Below are 19,837 nucleotides of genomic sequence, written 5' to 3' on the forward strand. Positions count from 1 at the left end.
TTTGTGCCTATTGTGATACTCGCCTACTAGGAGGATGTTTACTTATTTAACTACGTGGTATGAGGTCACATAAGAAGGGCGAGAGAAAATCGATGGCTGCTGATCCACGCCTTCTGACGTACCGCGTTTTTTGTGTGCTTCATTATAGGCTTTTGAAGACTGCCAATCGCTAAATGAACTTTCATCTTTCCATCCTGTAAAGATAATGTATGTGTCATTTTGCAGTGGACGAAGCACACGAATAGCTGAGAAGCCTGCTTCATTTTCAATTAAACGAGCTCGTTGGCTAAATCGCTGTTCAAACAAAGGACGGCCTTCATCTGTAACTGAAATATTATTTAGTACAGCAAATCCGCTATCTGCAAGATCTCCAGAAGCATCTAATACCTCATAAGCATGTCCTTCTTTAAAAATTGTATCTCCATCTGTTTCGTGAACTAGTGCAAATTGATCGTCATCTTTGTGAAGCAGTAGCAAACGTTCACTCGGATGTTCGTCGATCAACTTCTGAAGGTAAGGGCCTGTTCCGTAAGTAATAAAGATCTTCATGGACTATACTTCCTTTCTAATTGGGAATTGCATACAATTTACAATTGTAAATCATACTAAAATTATAAAATTTTACACACAAAAATTCAAAAATTGTGAACTTCTAATGAAGATGGTAAAGTAAAACATTGATGAAGTTGTTTTCCATATTATCAAAAGTTTAGCGAAAGAAAAGGGGTGGCACGATGTACAAAAAAGGCTTATACGCAATTGCTGCCTTAGTTGGAATTTTTCTATTAGGATTGATTGGATATATTATCATCTTGTTTCTTGGAAACTATGTAATTGATGAGAAAAAGATTGTCATGGACTCGGCTACGAGGTTAGTGGACGAAAATGGAGATGAATTAACAAAGCTCTATGTGAAAAATCGGGACTTGGTTTCAATTGATAAGATTCCAAAGCATGTGCAACAAGCATTTATTTCAATTGAAGACGTTCGTTTTTATGAACACCACGGAATCGATTTTAAATCTATTGGTCGAGCATTATACCGAGATATATTGGCTGGAGGAAGTGTTGAAGGAGGAAGTACTTTAACACAGCAGCTGGCTAAAAATGTGTTTTTATCTAATGATAAAACGCTGCTTAGAAAAACAAAAGAAGTAGTGGTGGCCATTAACTTGGAGCAGCGTTACAGCAAGCAAAAACTGCTTGAAATGTATTTGAACCAAATATACTTTGGACACGGAGCCTATGGAATCCAAGCTGCATCCAAGCTTTACTTCAATAAAGATGTCTCCGAATTAACGGTAGAAGAAGGTGCACTGCTCGCTGCACTGCCAAAAGCACCGAATTCTTATTCTCCTATTTTACATCCAGAAAAAAGTATAGAACGTAGGAATGTTGTGTTAAATGCCATGCAAAGAGCAGGTTATTTATCGGCTGAAAAAAATGTCCGTTTGCAAGGAAGAACGCTGGGGTTGAACGTAAAGGAACAGGCTAAAAACCCAGCGTATTTAACCTATATCGATATGGTCATTCAAGAAGCAGAGAAGAAATACAGCATTTCGAGCAATGAGCTTCTGCGCGGCGGTTATACGGTCAAAGTACCGATGAGTACGAAAGTACAAGAAGCCGCCTACGAGCTAATGAAAGAAAATCGTTATTTTCCAGGTACAGATAACAGTGCCCAAGGTGCTTTTGTATTAGTGGATAACAAAAGCGGAGGAGTTTTATCTGTTATGGGAGGACGAGATTATGTACAAAAATCGCTCAATCGCGTAAATGTCAAAAGACAGCCAGGTTCTACGATGAAACCTATTGCAGTATATGGCCCTGCGTTAGAAGAAGGTCAATTCAAGCCTTATTCTTTGCTGCAAGACAAGCTTAGAAGCTACGGGGGATACACACCTAAAAATGTAGACGGTCAATATGCTAAAAAGGTAACGATGTACGATGCCCTAAAAGATTCTAAAAACGCAGCTGCCGTCTGGACATTGAATCAGCTAGGAGTTGAAACAAGTAAGCAGTATCTCACAAAGCTAGGAGTTCCTTTAGAAGATAAAGGGCTTGCGATTGCTCTTGGAGGATTAAAGGAAGGCATTACACCGCTTCAATTAGCAGGAGCGTACCGGGCATTTGCTGAAAACGGAGAAAACATCCAACCGTACTTTATTCAAGAAATAAAAGATCAAGACGGAAAAGTAATTGCAAAAGCTGTTCCCGACACTCACAAAGCATTTTCAAAACAAACGGCTTGGTATATGACAAAGATGCTTCAAGGAGTTGTTAAAGAAGGAACGGCAAAAAATGGAGAGTTTAAAGGAGAGTTAGCAGGAAAAACAGGGTCTACTTCGTATACGAATGTTAAAGGAGCCACAAGGGATGCTTGGTTCGTTGGATATACGCCAGATGTTGTAGGAAGCGTGTGGATGGGATATGATTCTACAAATGACCAGCATTATTTAACAAAAGGAAGTTCTTATCCGACTCTATTATTCAAAGACATTCTTACAAGAGCTGGTTACGACGAAGCTGCATTTCAAAAGCCAGCAGGCGTTAAAGATTTGCCAAAACCAATACGCTTAGAGCAAGTTAAAGACTTAAAACAAGAATTAACATTCCATCCATTTGGTTTGCTAACGGTAAATTTATCGTGGACACCTTCACCTGATAAAAGAGCTGTTTATTATGTTTATGAGAAAAAAGGAGATAAAGCCGAAGTAATTGGCAAAGTGAAGGGAAAAGGAGCATTTGAAAAAGAGCGTGTGAATCTGCTCGACAGTCCTACTTATTATGTAGTTCCTTACAATTCCCAAACAAAACAAAAAGGAAAAAAATCCAACGAAGTAACACCTGCTCTTTTTCAATAAAAAAAGGAAGAGTAGGGCGAATTTTTGACATTTTTAGCAGGTGGCTATACAAGTCGTAAAGAAATGGGTATAGTGACAAGTAGAGAATATAACGTGAAACTTTAATCAGTAGAGGAACCGGTATGTTCCTTTGCTGATTATTGTCTGTCTAATCGAAGAAAATACGGATGGAAGACAATCGAGAAAGGTGGAAATTATGAGTCAAGGAACGTTTAACGATACTTTTTTAAAAGCCTGTAGAGGGGAAAAAACGGATCATGTTCCGGTTTGGTATATGCGCCAAGCAGGGCGTTCACAGCCGGAATACCGAAAGCTAAAAGAGAAGTACTCTTTATTTGAAATCACTCATCAGCCGGAGCTTGGGGCATACGTAACACGCCTGCCCGTTGAACAGTACGGAGTGGATGCAGCTATTTTATATAAAGATATAATGTCACCGCTTCCTTCAATTGGAGTGGATGTTGAAATCAAGTCAGGAATTGGTCCTGTAATTTCTAATCCAATTCAATCTTTAAGCGATGTAGAAAAACTAGGAGAAATTACGCCGGAAGAAGATGTTCCGTATGTATTAGATACGATTAAGCTGTTAACAACAGAACAGTTAAACGTACCTCTAATTGGCTTTGCGGGTGCTCCTTTTACAGTGGCAAGCTATATGATTGAAGGGGGACCTTCAAAAAATTACAATAAAACAAAAGCATTTATGTATACGGAACCTAAAGCATGGTTTGCACTAATGGATAAGTTAGCGGATATGACGATTACATATGTAAAAGCGCAAATTGACGCTGGGGCAAAAGCCATTCAAATCTTTGATTCATGGGTAGGTGCTTTAAATGTAGCGGATTATCGTTACTTTATAAAACCTGTTATGGAGCGAATTTTCACCTCTTTACGTGAAAAAAATGTACCGCTTATTATGTTTGGAGTAGGGGCAAGTCATTTGGCAAAAGAATGGCATGATCTGCCGCTGGATGTAGTGGGATTAGATTGGCGAACGCAGCTGGATGAAGCACGTGCATTAGGCTTAACAAAAACGCTGCAAGGAAACTTAGATCCTGCTATTTTGTTAGCTCCATGGGAAGTTATTGAAGAACGTGTAACAGAAATATTAGATAAAGGGATGGCCAGTCCTGGTTACATCTTTAACTTGGGGCACGGCGTTTTTCCACAGGTTCAGCCGGAAACGTTAAACCGTTTAACAACCTTTATTCATGAATATTCTGCAAATAGACAATAAATTGTCAAATAATTTGGAGCGCTAAACTTTGAATTTTTCTTTTTATTCATGGCAAAATGAAGACAAGTATTGAATCTAACAAAGAGGTGTCGAACACATGAGTAAAAAAGTAATGGGATTACTTGTAATGGCATATGGAACGCCATATAAAGAAGAAGATATTGAACGTTACTATACACATATCCGCCGCGGACGTAAACCGTCACTGGAAGCCTTAGAAGATTTACAAAACCGCTACGAAGCAATCGGGGGCATTTCACCTCTTGCAAAAATTACGCAACAGCAAATGGAAAGTCTGGAAAAGCGCTTGAATGAAGTACAGGACGAAATTGAATTTAAAGCGTATCTTGGCTTAAAGCATATTGAGCCGTTCGTTGAAGATGCAGTAGAAGCGATGCATAAAGACGGGATTAAAGAAGCGGTGAGCATTGTGCTTGCACCTCACTTTTCAACGTTTAGCGTAAAATCCTATAATGGGCGCGCCAAAGAAACGGCTGAAAAATTAGGAGGACCAATCATTCATTCAGTAGAAAGCTGGTACAGTGAGCCAAAGTTCATTCAGTACTGGGCTACACGTGTTAAACAAACGTTTGATTTAATAGACGAAAAGAAACGCCAAAAAGCCGTGTTGATTGTTTCTGCGCATAGCTTGCCGGAAAAAATTATTGCAGCAGGAGATCCATATCCAAATCAGCTTCAAGAAACAGCGGATTTAATTGCACAAGCAGCTGGTATTGAACATTATGAAATTGGCTGGCAAAGTGCCGGAAATACGCCAGAACCATGGATTGGTCCGGACGTACAAGATTTAACAAGAGAATTGCACGAAGAAAAAGGCTATACATCGTTCGTGTATACTCCGGTTGGATTTATCGCAGACCACTTAGAAGTACTTTATGATAACGACTATGAATGCAAAGTGGTGACAGATGAAATTGGGGCTGATTATTACCGCCCCGAAATGCCCAATGCACAGCCTGAATTTATCGATGGGTTGGCTACAGTTGTGTTAAAACAGATTGCCCGTTAAGTCAATATAGATTCTTTGTACGTTGAACAGGGATGAAAAGTAACTTATAATCAATATAGAGAAAAGTAAGAAGCGAGCTATGGATTTCCATAATCGCTTCTCTTTATATTGAATTTTACAGAAAAGGCGATGATAACATGACGGATAGACGAAAAAAGGTTGTCATCATCGGTGGAGGAATAACAGGTCTTTCAGCTGCCTATTATTTGCAAAAAAAAATAAAGGATCATCAGCTGCCAATTGACCTTCAACTAATAGAAGCGACGCATCGGCTTGGTGGAAAAATTCAAACGGTAAAACGAGACGGGTATTTATTTGAAAAAGGTCCGGATTCATTTTTAGCGCGTAAGCTAGCTGCTACAAAACTGGCAAAAGAAGTAGGGCTAGGCAGGGAGCTAGTCGGAAATGAAAAAGGAAAATCCTATATTCTAGTAAAAGATACACCGCATGCGCTGCCTGATGGTGCTGTAATGGGGATACCAACCAAGTTATCTCCTTTTATCACAACAGGGTTATTTTCACCTGTTGGCAAGCTGCGCGCAGCAGCTGATTTTTTTATACCGAAGACAAAAAATCAGGATGACCGTTCGCTAGGCGTGTTTTTTAGAAGACGGTTTGGTGATGAAGTTGTTGAAAATTTAATTGAGCCTCTATTATCAGGAATTTACGCAGGAGACGTTGATCGCTTGAGTTTACGATCAACATTTCCACAGTTTCTGCATGCTGAACATAAGTACAGAAGCTTAATTGTTGGAATGAAAAAGCTAAAAGAAATTCACCCACAGCACGGTGATGATTCGGAGTTCAAAAAAAATAGTGTCTTTTTAACATTAAAAGAAGGTCTTCAATCGCTAGTAGATGGGGTAGAAAAAGCAATAGATCCTGATATTATTACAAAAGGAATAAAAGTAGAGAAAATTTATAAAGAAGATACCGCATATGAATTGTCGTTAAATAGCGGGAAAGTCATAAAAGCAGACAGCGTTATTGTAACTTCTCCTCATGCAGCTGCTCAGTCTATGCTTTCGGAATATAAAATATTCGAACCGTTGAAGCATATGCCATCCACTTCAGTAGCTACTGTTGTGATAGCCTTTGCAAAAGAAGCGCTGCAAGACAATCTAGATGCAATGAACATCGCCGTTTCAAGAAATAGCGATTACACGATTACGGCGTGCACGTGGCTGAATAAAAAGTGGCCGCATGCGGTTCCGGAAGGAAAAGTGCTGCTGAGATGTTTGGTTGGACGAACCGGGGATGAAGCTGTAGTGGATCAGCCTGACGATGAAATTTTTAAAATTGTCCTGGAGGATTTGAAGAAGCTCATCACCATTTCTGCTGAGCCCGAGTTCTACGCGGTAACGAGATGGAAGCAGTCAATGCCTCAGTATACGGTCGGACATCACGATATGCTAGATACGATGAACGAACAGCTTGAAAAAGAGCTTGCCGGTCTTTATGTAGCGGGAAGCTCATACGAAGGTCTCGGTATACCGGAATGTGTAGAGCAAGGAGAAGATGTGGCTAAAAAAGCGGTTAAATATGTGCAGCAATTGTAGAAGTGGAGCGGTGAATCAATGCTCCGCTTTTTTGTCTACTACCTGTAGAGAAAGGTTATACTAAGAGAAGAGATTGTGGTTGAAAAGCAAAAGAAACTTGTGCTATAGTAAAACCGTACTTGTTGACCGAAATATTCATTCGGTCAGAAAGAAGGGGATAACGTGGCGATAGACCGAAAGCAATCAGTTGTTGATGCAGCGTCAAAATCATTTGCGCTGTTTGGATATAAAGCAACGACTATGGAGCAAGTGGCGAAGCTTGCAAATGTCGGAAAAGGAACGATTTATACTTTTTTTAAAAACAAAGAAGAGTTATTCGATGAAATTGTTACACGAATGATTCGAGAAATGACAGATGCAGCTGAAACTGTCATTGATAGCAACCGTCCTTTTTTTGAAAATGCCCAAGCAGCCATTTTTCGAATCTTAGAATTCCGCACTGAGCATCAGCTCATGCTGAAGCTGGTACAGGAACAGCAGTTAGGCACTACAGCAGTGCAAGAAGTGCTGGTACGAGTAGAAGAAGAGATTTTGACTTATATAAAAAACAAAATCGAAATTGCGATTTCTAAAAAAGAAATCAAACCGTGCAACCCGGAGCTCACAGCTTTTTTACTATTTAAAATGTACATTGCACTCGTCTATGATTGGGAAAAACGGCATGAGCCGCTTTCAGAAGAAAAAATTGCTGAATTAATTGAACTATACTTTTTACGCGGTCTGTCTCAGTGAGATGGGCTTTTTTCATAGAAAAAACAAAAAAGGTCTCATGACGAGACCTTTTTTATTGTTCATTATCATCTTTTTTTACACCGTTTAATTCTGTATTTCCTGTTTTTGCATCTTCTTCTTTTTGCTCTACTTCTTTTTCACCTTCTTTTTTAAGATCGAAGTAAGCTTTAATAGAATCGCCTGTAATAGTTTTACTTAACGTATTAGATGTACCGGCTACATAAGCAGAAGGGATGACAACCGCTACTGCTACTTCCGGATTATCATAAGGCGCGTATGAAACGAATGTAGAGTTACGAACGCTTACGCCTTTATTAAAGGTTTCCGCGGTACCAGACTTACCAGCGATATTATACTGACTGTATTTTCCTGTATTAAGTAAACGCCCTGTACCATGTGAGCTAGTAACTACGCGGCGGAAGCCCTGCTTAACAATGTCAATTTCCGATTGACTCATTGTAATACGGTTTAATACTTCCGGCTCAAACGAGCTTTGTACGCTCCCTTTTAGTTCACTATCAAGCTCAGGCTCACGAATTTCTTTTACTAGGTGGGGTTTCATACGATAGCCACCGTTAGCAATTGTTGAAATGTATTGAACAAGCTGAAGAGGTGTGTACGTATCATACTGTCCAATACCAAAATCCAGTGCTTTACCTGGTTCATTTGTGACGCTGTTACGAATACCGGTTGATTCGTTTTCTAATTCAATTCCCGTTGAAATTCCAAGACCAAACTGGCTATAGTATGAGCGCAGCTTATTAAAGATAGACGGTGGAATGTTCAGTCTGCCGCCAGGGCGGTACGTTTCACCAGCCATGCTCATAACCGTGCGGTACATAAATACGTTTGATGATTGTTCTAGAGCTTTTTCGATTCCAGTAGCTCCCATATTATGTGAAGACTTTTTCTTAGTGCCCCCAGCAAATGTCATCGGTGCATCATAAAACACCGTTCCAGGCTGAATAGCGCCTGAGTCAAGACCTGCAAGAACAGTAGCTCCTTTTACAGCTGAACCCACTTCATAAGAAGTGGTCATGTTACCAAGAGCAAAATCTTGTACTTTTCGTGCTCCCGTCTTTTTATCTGTAACGAGCTGTTTTCCACCCATTGCTAAAATGTCTCCCGTGTGAGGGTCCATCATAATAGCAAACGCGCGATCCATTAATCGTGAACCAGCTGCTCCAGATGTCACAGCTTTTGTTAAAATATCTTCCACTTGTTTTTGAAGTTCCATATCAATTGTTAAAATCAAGTCACTGCCGCGCTGACCTTCTGTAACGGTCTCTTGGCTAACTAAGTTGCCAGAGCGGTCCGTTACGTTTTGCACGCGGGCTTTTTGACCGCGAAGAACGTCTTCGTACTGCTTTTCTAAATAACTTTTTCCTACTCGGTCGTTACGGCTGTAGCCGTGTGATAAATAGTACTGTAAGTTTTCGCTCGGCAATCCTTCATCAGCTGATGTTATTTTACCAAGCAGCGTGCTAAGTAAGCCGTCGTATGTATACATACGGTCCCAGTAAGTTGTCGTATCAACGCCTGGTAATTCACCCAGCTGCTCACTAATGACGGCAAGCTCTTTATCGGTTAATCCGCTTTTAATAATTTGAGCGGTTAACGCGTAGCCGCCTTCCATCTTGCTTTTAATAGCAATCACTTCAAGGTCATCTTTCACCGATAAAAGTTCGTTTTTGGTGATGCGCTTCAGCTGAAGCGGATACAAATCATCTTCAGAAAGCTGACCTTCTTTTACTTTTTGCTTATCTGCTGCGGTAATTTTTTTCGCAGCTGCTTTTGGATGAGTTGCAATCCAATAATCTTTTAAGTCGCGTTCTGTTAGCTTAATCGTATTTTTATCTTTCTTTTTATCCGATTTGCCAAACACGTCTGTTGTAACAGGAACATCAATAAGAGTAGCAAGCTTTTTAGCTACTTTTAGCTTGTCTTCTTGAGTGACGCCCTTCAAACGCGTGTACGTGACAGCGTTCAACGGTTTATTATCCACGATAACGCGGTCATAGCGGTCTAGCATCTTTCCGCGAGGAACCGGTGAATCTACCGTTTCATCTTCTGTTTTTTCAACTTCTCGTTTATAGTTCTCTCCGTACACGATCTGTACGAAGCCTAATCGTAAAATGAGTGCAGAAAAAAGCAGGAAAACCACAATAAACAGCCAGTTAATTCGAAATGAGACATGTGTTTTTTTGCGCTTTTTAGTTTTCATGTAAACCCCTTCACTTTGTTTATACAAGTTAAAAAAATTCATAAATTTTCTTATGAATCTATCACTCTACATATTAACATAATTTTGTCTATAAATGTTATTAGGTGGAATAAAACAGACAAAAAATTTATAGAAATTTTTGTGGAAGAAGAGAGACCTGTCGAAGGGTGCTGAAGGGGTTGTTCAATATTTTCCACTCGGTTGTTCAATATTGTTACCTGTTCAAATGTCCTAGAATCGGTAAAATAAAGAGAGATAGATATCAAGGGGGGCAAAACGAATGAAAATGAAAAGGCTTTCAATAATGTCTGGCGTGTTAGCAACATCACTTTTATTTGCGACAGCATGTTCAAACTCAGGTACGGATTCAAAAGCAAGTAAATCAACAGGCTCAGGTGATCAAGTTGTTATTGATATGTTCCAGTTCAAAGTGGAAATTGCAGATCAGCTGAAAGAATTAACGGATGAATATACAAAAGAACATCCAAACGTAAAGTTTAACATCCAAACAGTCGGCGGAGGCGCGGACTATGGTGCAGCATTAAAAGCACAGTTTGCCTCTGGAAATGAACCTGATATCTTTAACAATGGAGGGTTCCAAGAAGCGCAAACGTGGAAGGATAAATTGGAAGATTTATCTGATCAGCCTTGGGTAGATAATCTGTATGATATCGCCAAAGAACCGATGACAATGGACGGGAAAATTTATGGTCAGCCGCTAAACTTAGAAGGTTATGGTTTTATTTATAATAAAGATTTATTTGAAAAAGCAGGCGTTAAAGAATTACCTAAAACGCTGTCCGAATTAGAAGCAGCTTCTAAGAAGCTTAAAGCAAAAGGCATTACGCCATTTTCTAATGGATACGGCGAGTGGTGGGTGCTAGGTAACCACTTATTTAATATTCCAATGGCACAGCAAGACGATCCAGATGCGTTTATTAAAGGTCTAAACGAAGGAAAAGCAAAATTTGAAGGCAATGAAACGTTTAAGCAATTTATGAATCTGTTCGATTTAACGTTAAAGTATGGAAATAAAAATCCACTAACGACAGACTACAATACACAAGTTACTCAATTTGCTTCTGGTGAAACAGCAATGATGCAACAAGGTAACTGGACGGTAAATATGATTACGAAAATTAATCCGGACATGAAAATGGGCTTTATTCCAATGCCAATCAGCAACGATGCAAAGAAAAATGATAAATTAGCAATCGGAGTTCCAAATAACTGGGTAGTGAACAAAAATGCGCCAGATGCAGATAAAAAAGCAGCAAAGGAATTCTTAAATTGGATGGTTTCTTCTAAAGAGGGTCAAAAATTCTTAGTTGAAAAGTTCAAGTTCATTCCAGCGTTCAAAAACATCGATGGAAAAGGAATCGATTCTTTATCTGATGATATCTTAAAATACTCTGAAGAAGGTAAAACATTATCTTGGAACTGGTTTAAGTATCCGGAAGGAACGGTTCAAGAAGTGGGCGCAGCAATGCAGTCTTACGCAGGCAAGCAAATGACGGAAGAAGAGTTTATGAAGAAATTAGATACAATTTGGGCAAAAATGAAAAAATAAACAAGAAGTCCGCGTGGAAAACGCGGACTTTTTGATGTGAAAAAATAGCTGGTTAGATTCATAGTTATGAAAAAATAATAGTTAATTGAAAGCGCTTTTAATGTATAATAATAGTCATAATGTATGACATTAGTCAAAGGAGGTTATTTGTGAAAGGCTGGAGCATACGCAAGAAATTAATTTTGTTTTTCTTATTCGCAACGGTTATTCCATTTTTAATTTCAACGATTTTTACGTATCAGTACACCAAAGAAACGGTTAAGAATCGATTTATTTCTACCAACTATCAAGTTATTAAAAACGGAAGCAATGATTTGAGCGATTACTTAAATGAAATTGCTAATATTACAAAAAGGCTGTACGGCTATCACCCATTTATTAAGGTGTTAGATGAAGGTGTATCAAGTGACTTAGGAGCCAATCAACTGGAAATATCACGAACTCTTCTTTATTTATATAATACTCGTCCAGAGATTGAACAGCTCCATCTTTACATTGAAAACGGGCATGACTCATATACAGCTTACAATTCGAAAGTGAGCAGCAGAGGGAAGTACGATGATATTTACACTCAGCCTTACTATTCTTATTTAAATAAAAATCATAAATTTCTTGTGATTGAGCCTACCCATGAAATTTATAGCTACAATAATTTATCAACGTTAATTGATTCACTGCCGAATCAAGTGATTAGCTTTCATCAGCGGATTGATGAGATTCCATCAGACAAGTTGTTAGCTTATCTATCTTTAGACATTAATATGACACAAATTCAATCTATATCGCAGCGTCTATATAATGAAGAGTCAGAAGATTTTTATTTAATGAACAATAAAGGGAAGGTTTTGTATTCCTCTGATTCAAAGGTTATTGGAAAAAATGAAAACTACGCGTGGGTGAAGGCGCTTACTTCTCAAAAAGACCATAGCATGGAATGGGAAGATAAAAGCTTCTCAGGCGTATTAATGTATGAAAAGCTTAAACAGCCCTTTGAGGACTTGTACATTGTGAAACGAATTCCTTACAGTGTTTTATATGAGGATGCAAGAAAGACAGCACTTATGAATGTATTAATTGGCCTGCCATTTTTGTGTATGCTCGTTATCGCTACCCTTTTTATATCAGTACGTTTTACACAGCCGATTAACGTATTGATTCGCAATATGAAAGAAGTGGAAAAAGGATCATTTGAGGTGCGGTTTAAGTCGCTTGGAAACGATGAATTTGGTGTTTTAGGAAGGCATTTTACCTCTATGGTAGAAACAATTAATGACTTGATTGAACGTAAATTTCGATTGGAATTAGAAAATAAATCAACGCAGCTAAAAGTGCTGCAGTCACAAATTAATCCGCATTTTTTATACAACGCATTTCAATCGATTGGAACTCTTGCTCTTAAGCATAAAGCAGTTGAAGTATATTCTTTATTAACCTCACTTTCCCACATTATGCGTTACAGCATGAATATGAAAGAGGATATCGTTAGCTTAAAGCAAGAAGTCGATCACGTAAAAGCTTTCTTAAGTCTGCAAAAGCAGCGGTTTGGTTCAAAGTTTGAGTATGAGTTAAATATCGAAAAAGAGGCAGAGCTTATGCGAATACCGAAAATGATTTTGCAGCCTCTTGTTGAGAATTCTTTTAAGCATGGATTTGAAACCCGCACAGGAAGCGGAAAGCTGTTGATTTCAGCTGAGTTGAGCGGTGAAGAACTGATTCTAACTGTTTCTGATAACGGAAAAGGGATAGGGCAACAAGAGTTGAATCAATTAAAAACGAGACTTCAGCAATCGTATAATCAAACAGATGAGCATATTGGCTTGCAAAACATTTATGAACGACTTCGCATCTACTATGGAGATCATGCTTCAATGCAAATTAGCAGTCAAGAAAATCACGATTTTACCGTTGTCATAAAGCTAACAACAATTGAAGAAAAGAGGGATAGTGATGAAAGTATTAATCGTGGATGATGAAGAGCATGTAAGAGAAGGAATAAAGCTGCTTGGACAGTGGGAAGAGCATGAAATTACAGATGTGATAGAAGCTGATAGCGGTGAGCAAGCGATTGCGCTTATCGAGGATCATGGACCGGAAATCATTTTTACTGATATGAAGATGCCTAATATCGATGGAATTGCTTTGTTGGAGTGGATTAAAGAGAATTCACCTTCTAGCAAAACGATTGTGGTAACAGGGTATGATGACTACCACTATATGCGTAAAGCTATTCATTTTGGAAGTACGGATTACATTCTAAAGCCAGTGGATCCTTCGATTTTAAACGATACGCTTGTACGAGCTGTAACCCAATGGAAGAAAGAAGAAGAGTCCAGAAAAGTCCATAATAGCAGCTATCGTTTAATCAATGAAATGAAGCCGATTTATCGAGATCGAAAACTGACGCAGTTAATGAACAATTATTTGCTAAATCAATCAATCTATGAAGAGTTTGGTTTCCATTTGACTAGAGAATATGAAGTGGGGATTGTACGTGTAGATGAATCTATCATTCGTTCTTTTGGCGGTGACCGGGATTTAGCCTATTTTTCAATTTTAAATGTAATCAATGAAATGCTGATGGAAGAAGAAAATGGGGTAGCCTTCCGTTATTTATCAAATAAGTGGGAAATTATCATTATATTTTGGAATGATTTTGAACGCATAACCTCTTTACTGACGACTTTACATACAGCCATTCGCCGTACGTTAGACGTGAGCTGTCGGATTGCAAGAGGGTGCAAAGTTTCTTCTATTGATCAGCTAATGAAATCCTATGAAGATGCGAAAAATTCGCTTTTATTAAGTAATGTTCTTGATCAAAATAAAGTGAAGGTCTACGGCGAGCAAGACGTTTTAGCAAGTGCTTTATTAATAAATATGATGGACTATAACAGTAAAATTGAAGAAGCGCTGCAAGTCGGGAAGTTTGAAGCCTTTTTGCCTGTATTCAACGAAATTATCACAGCTTTTGAAGCGCAAAATTATCTCTCATTAAAGCAAATTCTGCATTTTGAGCAGGAATATCAGCTGTTAAGCCAGCATTGGTTAAAAAGATATCACATTCCTTATACGATAAATAACGGTCCTGAATATGTTCTTTCTTTTTTCTATAACCAAGATGGGCAGTTTCAGCTAGCAAAGTATGTAGAGAGAAAGAAGCGTGAAGTAAAGCGTTTTTTAAAAGTAGTAAAAAGGTATAGCAAGCAAAACAATCGGGACGTTATTTATGAAATCGAACAATATTTGCAGCAAAATTTTCATCGAGATGTGAAGCTTCAAGAAATATCGGAACGTTTCTATCTAAGCCGTGAATACATTTCGAGAAAGTTTAAGCAAGAATTTCAAGAAAATATTTCAGATTATATGGTGAAAGTCAGAATGAATAAAGCCAAATCACTTTTACTAAATGAAGAACTAAAAATCTATGAAATTGCGAATATGATTGGATATCATGATGATAAATACTTTCGAAAAGTGTTTAAAAAAGTAGAAGGCATTACGCCAAATGAGTATCGCAGTTTAACCGTATAAAAAAAGCTGAAACTGTTATAAAACAGTTTCAGCTTTTTTTATTTCATAATATCTAGACAGTGATCGCATTTATTTCCGTAGCACTCATGCTGTTCCTCGATGTCGTTTCCACATTCTACGCACTTTTTATTAGGTAATCTTTTGAAAAATTCAGTCATTTTTTCTAACATTTTAAATCCCCTCCGTTGTTTTTGTTACTAATATTGTATTATAACAGATGATGAAATGTCAATTATGTTTTATAACAATTTAGCCTATTTTGCTATTCTAAGTGGTTATTTGTTATATAACAATGAGTTATTTCGATAAAATGACCGAAACAAGTGCCTTTCAGTTAGTTTTCAAAAAAAAGTAGGGTATACTGAACGTAATAAAAATAGTACGAAAGGGTGATTGAAATGAAAGTAACTGTTATTGGTTTTTGGGGAGGATATCCTGCGGTTTCAGAAGCTACTTCTAGCTATTTATTGGAGCACGATGGTTTTAAGCTGCTTGTTGATTGCGGAAGCGGTGCATTGGCTCAGCTGCAAAAATATGCAAAGCCAGAAGAAATAGATGCTATGATTTTATCTCATTATCATCATGATCACGTGGCTGATGTCGGAGTGTTTCAATATGCACGCCTCATTCAGACTCATCTAGGAAACGCTGTTAAGGAACTTTCTATTTATGGACATACATATGATCAGGAAAGCTTCAACAAACTTACTCATAAAGGAATTACTAAAGGGGTAGAGTATGATCCGAGTCAAAAACTTGAAGTTGGGCCTTTTACCATCGAATTTATGAAAACGAAACATCCAGTCGTTTGTTATGCCATGAGAATAAGCGCCGGCAATCAAACTGTCGTGTACACAGCGGACTCTAGTTATTTAGAAGAGTTTGTTTCCTTCTCAGAAGAAGCAGATCTTCTTATTTGTGAATGTAATTTTTATGCCAATCAGGATGGAAGAGGCGCTGGACACATGACAAGTACAGAAGCCGGTACACTTGCTTCAAAAGCAAGTGTCAAACACCTCATGCTTACTCACCTTCCGCACTATGGAGAACATCAACAGCTAGTAGAGGAAGCCGCTGCTCATTATAGAGGTACGCTTACGTTAGCTGAATCAGGATATGTATGGGAATAACAAGGAGGAAAATGAATGTTATTTATTGATAATCAAAAAAACTATGATCCCCGAATTAACTTAGCAATTGAAGAGTATGCGCTTAAGCATCTAGACATTAATGAGACATATCTGCTGTTTTATATTAATGAACCTTCTATTATTATTGGGAAAAACCAAAACACCATTGAGGAGATTAATACAAAATATGTTGAAGATCAGCAAATTCATGTAGTGAGACGTCTGTCTGGAGGCGGTGCCGTTTATCATGATAAAGGAAATTTAAACTTCAGCTTTATTACGAAAGACGATGGAAATAGCTTTCATAATTTTAAAAAGTTTACCGAGCCGGTCGTGGAAGCGTTAAAGAAATTAGGAGTTAATGCTGAGCTAAGCGGACGAAATGATTTAATGGCTGAAGGACGGAAAATTTCTGGAAATGCTCAGTTTTCAACGAAAGGGAGAATGTTCAGCCATGGAACTCTTCTTTTTGATTCAGAGATTGAAAACGTCGTATCAGCGTTAAGAGTAAAAAAAGATAAAATTGAATCCAAAGGCATTAAGTCTATTCGAAATAGAGTAGCAAATATCAGCGAATTTTTAGAACAGAAAGTAACGGTGGAAGAGTTTAGAGAAATGCTGCTTCGATATATCTTTGACGGAGAAGAAAATATAACAGAATATAAACTAACGGAAAAAGATTGGGAAACGATTCATCAAATTTCTAAAGAGCGCTATCAGTCATGGGATTGGAACTATGGAAAATCACCTAAATTTAACTTACAGCACTCTCACCGCTTTCCTGTGGGACAAATTGACGTTCGTTTAGAAGTGAATAAAGGGAAAATCGATGCTTGCACCATTTACGGAGATTTCTTTGGAGTGGGGGATGTCCAGGAAGTGCAGGGAAAATTAACAGGTGTTCGTTATGAAAAAGCTTCTATTGAACAAGCCTTAGAAGACATCGATATTCCACATTATTTTGGTAATATTACAAAAGAAGAGTTTGTTGAATTAATCTATTAAGAAAAAAGTCTGCTATATCAGGCTTTTTTTCTTTTTAAACAGATGAGTCTTGTCAATAGAACAGCAGTAACATTATAATAGAATAGAAGAAGTAAGAATTTTTACATTATTATGACTTAATAATGAATGGTTGTTCATTCATTCGTTATTAAAAGGAGGAAGTTATGAGATGAATTTGGCAGCACAGCTTCATAAAACAGCTGAGCAATTTCCACAAAAATCGGCATATGTTTTTATGGACCAGGAAACATCTTATGCAAATCTTGATGCATCGGTATCTAAGTTTGCTAATGGTCTGAAGCAATTAGGTGTAAAAAAAGGAGATCATATCGCTTTGATTGTCGGCAACTCGCCTCATTTTGTTATTGGATTGTACGGTGCTCTTCGAGTAGGAGCTACTGTTATACCCATTAATCCTATTTACACAGCGGATGAAATTAGCTACATGCTTCAGGATGGGGATGTAAAAGCAGTTATTGCGGTTGATTTACTTCTCCCTATTTTAAAGAAAATCATTGGACACGCTCCATTTTTGGAACACGTTATCTTGTGTGAAACGACAGATACAGTAGAAAATATACCTTCTTATTTTCACACGTTTTCGCAAGTTGTAAACAGAGGGGAAGCTACATATGATTTTCTGGAGTTAAAAGAAGAAGATGTGGCCCTCATTCTGTATACGTCGGGAACAACTGGAAAACCAAAAGGAGCTATGCTTACACATAAAAATATTTATTCAAATGCTCAAGACGTAGCAGATTATTTAAGTATAAATGGGAATGACCGAGTCGTAGCTGCTTTGCCGATGTTTCACGTATTTTGTTTAACTGTTTCATTGAATGCGCCTTTAATGAATGGAGGAACGATATTAATTGAACCAAAATTCAGTCCATCTTCTATATTTGAATTAATTCAAAATCGACAAGCGACTATTTTTGCCGGCGTTCCCACAATGTATAATTTCTTACTTCAGCATGACAAAGGGAAAAAAGAGCACTTTCACACGGTAAGGCTTTGTATATCAGGGGGGGCATCAATGCCGGTGGCACTTCTAACCAATTTTGAACGTAAGTTTGGGGTAATGGTAGCAGAAGGGTATGGATTATCTGAGGCTTCTCCTGTGACGTGTTTCAATCCGATTGACCGAGAGAGAAAAGCCGGTTCTATAGGCACATCTATTATGAATGTTGAAAATAAAGTGGTAAACGAACTAGGAGAAGAAGTAGAAGTAGGACAAGTCGGCGAACTTATCGTCAAAGGCCCTAACGTGATGAAAGGGTATTACAAGCTTCCTGAAGACACGGAATATGCTCTCCGAGATGGTTGGCTGTATACAGGTGACTTAGCAAGAATGGATAAGGAAGGTTATTTTTATATCGTTGACCGTAAAAAAGATTTAATTATTGTAGGAGGATATAATGTTTATCCTCGCGAAGTAGAAGAAGTGCTATATGCGCATCGGGATATTGTAGAAGTGGCTGTTATCGGAGTCCCTGATCCTTCCTTAGGTGAATGTGTGAAGTGTTACGTGGTTTGCAATAATCAAGAGATAACGGAAGAGAAGCTTATTGCCTACTGCAAAGAGCACCTTGCTAAATATAAAGTGCCAAGTGAAATTGAATTTTTAAAAGAACTTCCTAAAAATACAACGGGAAAAATTTTACGGCGTGCACTGAAGCAACAAGTATCCCAGGAGCGATAAAATGAAAGCGATTCCAAGTTGGAGGTGGTAAAAGGATGTCATCTATTTCTTATGAAATGAAGGGACACGTCGCCCATGTGATACTGAACCGTCCGGAAGCGATGAATGCTTTTAATTACGATATGCTTAAAGAATTGGAAGAAGTAATTGAAGGAATTCGTACTCAAAAAGATATTCGAGTTGTGACGTTTAAAGGGGCAGGTGAAAAGTCTTTTAGTGTAGGGGCTGATTTAAAAGAACGTAAAACCCTCTCTGATCAAGAGGTAAAGCGCAATATTTACAAAATAGGAGAAGTGTTTTCGAAGATAGAGCAGCTTCCTCAGCCAACGATAGCAATCATCAATGGATATGCATTTGGAGGAGGAATGGAGCTGGCTTTAGCATGTGATTTCCGGGTTGCTTCAACCGAAGCGCTTATGGGTTTAACGGAAACAAGCTTAGCGATTATACCAGGCGCAGGAGGAACACAGCGTCTCCCTCGGTTAGTTGGGGAAGCAAAAGCAATGGAACTAATTTTAACAGCTCAGCGTCTCTCAGCATCAGAAGCGAAAGAATGTGGTCTAGTAACGAAGGTGGCTCCCGGATATGAAATAGAAGAAACAATAGATATTTTTATCTCTCTTTTATTGAAAAATGGGCCAATTGCGCTTCAACAAGCAAAATTTGCTATCAAAGAAGGAATGAAGGCCGATTTGCAGACTGGTTTGCAAATTGAACGAAAAGCATATGAGTTAACGATTCCGACAGAAGATCGTTTAGAGGCGCTTCAAGCATTTGCTGAGAAGAGAAGACCTAGTTTTAAAGGGAAATAAGAAAGGGCTGTCTAATGGACAGCTCTTTTTTAGTTTCTTCTATAAGAATAATAAAAAAGAATATGTAAAAGCGCAGGAACAAAGAAGGCAAAGTTACAGCTGGCTTTTGCCTATAATATTTACTATAATACGGTGCAGTAGTCAATGTTCAAGTCTATAAATAATAGTTTTTAATTTTTTCTTTAAAAACCGTTGACTTTAGTTAAAATATATTTTATTATTATAAAGCGTCGTTGAGACATACCGTTAAAAACGAAGCTGAAAAAAGAATTTTAAAAAGTTGTTGACATTACGTTGAAAACTTGATAAGATGATAAAGTCGCTTAAGAGCGGCGGTTGAACTTTGAAAACTGAACAAAGCGACAAACGTCAACGTTAATTTTTATTTTTTAAATTGAGCAAGTCAAACATTTCTTCGGAGAGTTTGATCCTGGCTCA

Annotated in this window: 15 protein-coding genes; 12 read left to right on the forward strand and 3 right to left on the reverse strand. The window is 38.1% G+C overall.

Annotation, left to right across the window (positions count from 1 at the left end; translation table 11 throughout):
- Window positions 1-42: 42 nt before the first annotated feature.
- Complete coding sequence (locus ACFX40_RS24880; protein WP_013055327.1) at window positions 43-549, reverse strand: antibiotic biosynthesis monooxygenase family protein; 507 nt, start codon at window positions 547-549, stop codon at window positions 43-45.
- A gap of 185 nt (window positions 550-734) precedes the next feature.
- Between ACFX40_RS24880 and ACFX40_RS24885 the strand changes: the two genes are divergently transcribed.
- From ACFX40_RS24885 to ACFX40_RS24905, 5 genes are all read left to right on the forward strand, one after another.
- Entirely contained in the window at window positions 735-2,864 is a 2,130-nt protein-coding gene (locus tag ACFX40_RS24885) for a transglycosylase domain-containing protein (RefSeq protein ID WP_060745408.1), read from the forward strand.
- A 196-nt stretch (window positions 2,865-3,060) separates the two neighbouring features.
- On the forward strand, window positions 3,061-4,104 hold the full coding sequence (gene hemE, locus ACFX40_RS24890) for a uroporphyrinogen decarboxylase (protein WP_377256832.1): 1,044 nt from the start codon (window positions 3,061-3,063) through the stop codon (window positions 4,102-4,104).
- Window positions 4,105-4,201: 97 nt separating this feature from the next.
- Complete coding sequence (hemH, locus tag ACFX40_RS24895) at window positions 4,202-5,134, forward strand: ferrochelatase (RefSeq protein WP_098332978.1); 933 nt, start codon at window positions 4,202-4,204, stop codon at window positions 5,132-5,134.
- A 137-nt stretch (window positions 5,135-5,271) separates the two neighbouring features.
- The gene (hemY, locus tag ACFX40_RS24900; RefSeq protein WP_098433073.1) at window positions 5,272-6,693 is read left to right on the forward strand and encodes a protoporphyrinogen oxidase; all 1,422 of its coding nucleotides are present in this window, start codon (window positions 5,272-5,274) and stop codon (window positions 6,691-6,693) included.
- A gap of 162 nt (window positions 6,694-6,855) precedes the next feature.
- Window positions 6,856-7,425: a TetR/AcrR family transcriptional regulator gene (locus tag ACFX40_RS24905; protein ID WP_013081690.1), complete on the forward strand. Its 570-nt coding sequence runs from the start codon at window positions 6,856-6,858 to the stop codon at window positions 7,423-7,425.
- 52 nt (window positions 7,426-7,477) lie between these two features.
- On the opposite strand, the gene ACFX40_RS24910 is transcribed toward ACFX40_RS24905, so the two are convergent.
- A complete protein-coding gene (locus ACFX40_RS24910) occupies window positions 7,478-9,649 on the reverse strand; it encodes a peptidoglycan D,D-transpeptidase FtsI family protein (RefSeq protein ID WP_098433074.1) in 2,172 nt (723 codons plus the stop codon).
- A gap of 280 nt (window positions 9,650-9,929) precedes the next feature.
- On the opposite strand from ACFX40_RS24910, the gene ACFX40_RS24915 reads away from it, so the two are divergent.
- The 3 genes from ACFX40_RS24915 to ACFX40_RS24925 all read left to right on the forward strand — a co-directional run bounded on the left by ACFX40_RS24915 (window position 9,930) and on the right by ACFX40_RS24925 (window position 14,750).
- Window positions 9,930-11,219, forward strand: coding sequence for an ABC transporter substrate-binding protein (locus ACFX40_RS24915; protein ID WP_028410288.1), 1,290 nt, complete (start codon window positions 9,930-9,932; stop codon window positions 11,217-11,219).
- A 149-nt stretch (window positions 11,220-11,368) separates the two neighbouring features.
- Window positions 11,369-13,189, forward strand: a complete 1,821-nt coding sequence (locus tag ACFX40_RS24920) for a cache domain-containing sensor histidine kinase (protein ID WP_098334699.1) — start codon at window positions 11,369-11,371, stop codon at window positions 13,187-13,189.
- Window positions 13,167-14,750, forward strand: a complete 1,584-nt coding sequence (locus ACFX40_RS24925; RefSeq protein ID WP_028410290.1) for a response regulator — start codon at window positions 13,167-13,169, stop codon at window positions 14,748-14,750. Before ACFX40_RS24920 ends, ACFX40_RS24925 begins: the two co-directional genes overlap by 23 nt.
- A gap of 38 nt (window positions 14,751-14,788) precedes the next feature.
- On the opposite strand, the gene yhfH is transcribed toward ACFX40_RS24925, so the two are convergent.
- Complete coding sequence (gene yhfH / locus ACFX40_RS24930) at window positions 14,789-14,920, reverse strand: protein YhfH (protein WP_013055337.1); 132 nt, start codon at window positions 14,918-14,920, stop codon at window positions 14,789-14,791.
- Window positions 14,921-15,148: 228 nt separating this feature from the next.
- Here yhfH and ACFX40_RS24935 point away from each other — a divergent pair, with 228 nt between their 5' ends.
- The 4 genes from ACFX40_RS24935 to ACFX40_RS24950 all read left to right on the forward strand — a co-directional run bounded on the left by ACFX40_RS24935 (window position 15,149) and on the right by ACFX40_RS24950 (window position 19,399).
- Complete coding sequence (locus ACFX40_RS24935; RefSeq protein ID WP_098334700.1) at window positions 15,149-15,880, forward strand: MBL fold metallo-hydrolase; 732 nt, start codon at window positions 15,149-15,151, stop codon at window positions 15,878-15,880.
- Window positions 15,881-15,895: 15 nt separating this feature from the next.
- On the forward strand, window positions 15,896-16,885 hold the full coding sequence (gene lplA, locus ACFX40_RS24940) for a lipoate--protein ligase (protein WP_028410292.1): 990 nt from the start codon (window positions 15,896-15,898) through the stop codon (window positions 16,883-16,885).
- A gap of 169 nt (window positions 16,886-17,054) precedes the next feature.
- The gene (locus ACFX40_RS24945) at window positions 17,055-18,587 is read left to right on the forward strand and encodes a fatty acid--CoA ligase family protein (protein ID WP_098332981.1); all 1,533 of its coding nucleotides are present in this window, start codon (window positions 17,055-17,057) and stop codon (window positions 18,585-18,587) included.
- Window positions 18,588-18,622: 35 nt separating this feature from the next.
- On the forward strand, window positions 18,623-19,399 hold the full coding sequence (locus ACFX40_RS24950; protein ID WP_028410294.1) for an enoyl-CoA hydratase-related protein: 777 nt from the start codon (window positions 18,623-18,625) through the stop codon (window positions 19,397-19,399).
- The last annotated feature ends 438 nt before the right edge of the window (window positions 19,400-19,837 follow it).

The sequence above is a fragment of the Priestia sp. YIM B13552 genome, assembly GCF_042787775.1.
GTDB lineage: Bacteria > Bacillota > Bacilli > Bacillales > Bacillaceae_H > Priestia > Priestia megaterium_E.